Source organism: Bradyrhizobium sp. (genome assembly GCF_019244115.1).
Taxonomy (GTDB): Bacteria; Pseudomonadota; Alphaproteobacteria; order Rhizobiales; family Xanthobacteraceae; genus Bradyrhizobium.
Genome location: NZ_JAFATE010000726.1, coordinates 1 through 2,905, shown reverse-complemented (window position 1 = coordinate 2,905; position 2,905 = coordinate 1). Strand labels below are relative to the sequence as shown.

Genomic DNA, 2,905 nt, shown 5'->3' with positions numbered 1-2,905 from the left:
AAGCAATCCAGTTTTTCTGCGGAGACAGTCTGGATTGCTTCGTCGCCTTCGGCTCCTCGCAATGACGACGGCGGCGAGTAGCTCCACCTGACCGAGAGGAAACATAAACGGCGCATGCAATTCGCTCTCAACGAGGACCAGGTCGCGCTCCGCGAGATGGCGCGCGACTTTGCCGCGGAGAAGATCGCACCCCACGCGATCCGCTGGGACGAGGAGAAGCATTTTCCGGTCGACGTGATGCGCGAGGCGGCGCGCCTCGGCATGGGCGGCATCTATATCGGCGACGATGTCGGCGGCTCGGCCCTGAGCCGGCTCGATGCGGCGCTGATCTTCGAGGCGCTGGCGCAGGGTTGTCCGACCGTCTCTGCGTTCATCTCCATCCACAACATGGCGAGCTGGATGATCGATGCCTTCGGCAGCGATGCCCAACGCCAAAAATGGCTGCCGAAACTTTGCACCATGGAGCTGATCGCGAGCTACTGCCTGACCGAGCCCGGCTCGGGCTCGGATGCGGCCGCTTTACGCACCCGTGCGGTGCGCGATGGCGATCATTATGTGCTGAACGGTCAGAAGCAGTTCATTTCCGGCGCCGGTGCTGGCGACCTCTACGTCGTGATGGTGCGCACTGGCGCCGATGGGCCCGGTGGCATCTCGACGCTGGTGGTCGAGGGCAACACGCCGGGGCTTTCGCTCGGAGCCAATGAGCGCAAGATGGGCTGGAATGCGCAGCCGACCCGCGCAGTGATCTTCGAGAATGCGCGGGTGCCGGTCGCAAACCGCCTCGGCGATGAGGGCATCGGCTTCAAGATCGCGATGGCCGGGCTCGACGGCGGGCGCATCAATATCGCCGCCTGTTCGCTCGGCGGCGCGCAATGCGCGCTCGACAAGGCGCTCGCCTACATGAAGCAGCGCAAGGCGTTTGGCAAACGGCTCGACGAATTCCAGGCGCTGCAGTTCCGTCTCGCCGACATGGCGATCGAACTGGAGGCGGCGCGCACGTTTGTGTGGCGCGCGGCGGCGGCGCTCGACCGCAAGGATGCTGAGGCGACCAAGCTTTGTGCGATGGCCAAGCGTTTCGGCACCGATGTCGGTTTCGAAGTCGCCAATCAGGCGCTGCAACTTCACGGCGGCTATGGCTATTTGAGCGAATACGGCATCGAAAAAATCGTGCGCGATCTGCGGGTGCATCAGATCCTGGAAGGGACCAACGAGATCATGCAGCTGATCGTAGCGCGCAAGCTGATCGAGGGCGCGCGATGACCGCGACATCCGCTGTGGCTGAGCCCGACCTGATCGCGCAGCGCGAGGGCAGCGCCGGGATCATCCGGCTCAACCGGCCGAAGGCCATCAACGCCGTGACGCTGGAAATGTTTCGCCACATCGAAAAGGCGCTCGATGGTTTCGAGGCCGATGCCGCAATCAGCCTGATCCTGCTCGAAGGCGCCGGCGAGCGCGGCCTTTGCGCCGGCGGCGACATTCGCGCGCTCTATGAGAGCTCCAAGGTCGGCGGCGATCTCGGCAAGATTCTTTGGCGCGAGGAATACATCCTCAACGCCCGCATCGCCAAATTTCCAAAACCGTACGTGTCATTCATGGACGGTATCGTGATGGGCGGCGGCGTCGGCCTGTCGGCGCATTCGAGCCATCGTGTCGTGACCGACAGGACCCGGCTTGCAATGCCCGAAGTCGGACTCGGCTTCTTTCCCGATGTCGGCGGCACTTTTTTGCTCGCGCGCGCGCCTGGCGAGATCGGGACCTATTTTGGGCTGACCGGCCAGCCCATGAACGGGCCCGATGCCGTTCATGCGGGTTTTGCGGATGCGGTGGTGCCCTCGGCGAAGTTGGCGGAGTTGCGCGACGCATTGACCCGGGTTCGTTCGGGAGCGTCTGCTGCCGACGTCAAAACACTCATCGACGGCTTTACGACTGGCGAGACATCCGGGCCGGTGGCCGCGCAGCAGGCGCAGATCGACCGATGGTTTGCGCATGATCGGATGCAGGACATCATCGCGGCGCTGCAGCGCGATGGCTCGGAGCTTGCGCAGGCGACGCTCAAGACCCTGGGCGAGAAATCGCCGCGCGGCATGGTGGTGACGCTAAGACTGCTGCGGCTCGCGCGGCTGGCATCGTCGCTGGAAGAGTGCCTGGTGCGGGAATATCGTGCCGCGCTGGAGGTTTTTCGGAGCGACGATTTTCGTGAGGGCGTGCGGGCGGCCGTCATCGACAAGGACCGCAAGCCGAAATGGTCGCCGCCAGGAATCGAGGACGTGAGCGAGGCGATGATCGCGCCCTATTTTGCCGAGATCGGCGCCGATGAACTCGTATTCGATCGAACAAAATAGATGATAAGGCCGAGGAGACGGACATGACAAAAATCGCATTCATCGGCCTTGGCAACATGGGCGGGCCGATGGCCGCCAATCTGGTCAAGGCAGGCGAGACAGTGATCGCGTTCGATCTCGTCGAGGCCTCGCGCAATCAGGCCAGGTCGGATGGCGCCGAACTCGCCACGAGTGCCGCTGCCGCGGTCAAGGGCGTCGATGTCGTCGTCACCATGCTGCCGGCCGGCAAGCACGTGCTGGCGGTCTGGAACGAGGTGGTGCTAGCGATGGCAAAAGGCACTCTCATCATCGATTGCTCGACCATCGATGTCGACAGCGCCAAGCAGGCGCATGCGCTGGCAGCACAGCACGGCATGGCCTCGGTCGATGCGCCGGTTTCCGGCGGCACCGGCGGCGCCAGGGCCGCGACACTGACTTTCATGTGCGGTGGCGACGAGAAGGCGTTTGCGGCGGCCAAGCCGGTGCTGGAGAAAATGGGCAAGCGGATCGTGCATTGCGGCGGCGCCGGAGCCGGGCAGGCGGCGAAAATCTGCAACAACATGATCCTCGGCATTTCCATGATC

3 protein-coding genes are annotated in these 2,905 nt (G+C 63.7%); all 3 read left to right on the top strand.

What is annotated here, in order from left to right:
- Window positions 1-114 precede the first annotated feature (114 nt).
- A complete protein-coding gene (locus JOZ76_RS31265; protein ID WP_291705252.1) occupies window positions 115-1,260 on the top strand; it encodes an isobutyryl-CoA dehydrogenase in 1,146 nt (381 codons plus the stop codon).
- Window positions 1,257-2,342, top strand: coding sequence for an enoyl-CoA hydratase/isomerase family protein (locus JOZ76_RS31260; RefSeq protein ID WP_291705251.1), 1,086 nt, complete (start codon window positions 1,257-1,259; stop codon window positions 2,340-2,342). Before JOZ76_RS31265 ends, JOZ76_RS31260 begins: the two co-directional genes overlap by 4 nt.
- A partial coding sequence (locus tag JOZ76_RS31255; protein ID WP_291705253.1) for an NAD(P)-binding domain-containing protein occupies window positions 2,339-2,905 on the top strand: 567 nt, incomplete at its 3' end. The genes JOZ76_RS31260 and JOZ76_RS31255, both read left to right, overlap by 4 nt.

Bases quoted from the DNA above. Each gene is read 5' to 3' on its own strand.
- JOZ76_RS31265 (WP_291705252.1), top strand. From the start codon at position 115: ATGCAATTCGCTCTCAACGAGGACCAGGTCGCGCTCCGCGAGATGGCG.
- JOZ76_RS31260 (WP_291705251.1), top strand. From the start codon at position 1,257: ATGACCGCGACATCCGCTGTGGCTGAGCCCGACCTGATCGCGCAGCGC.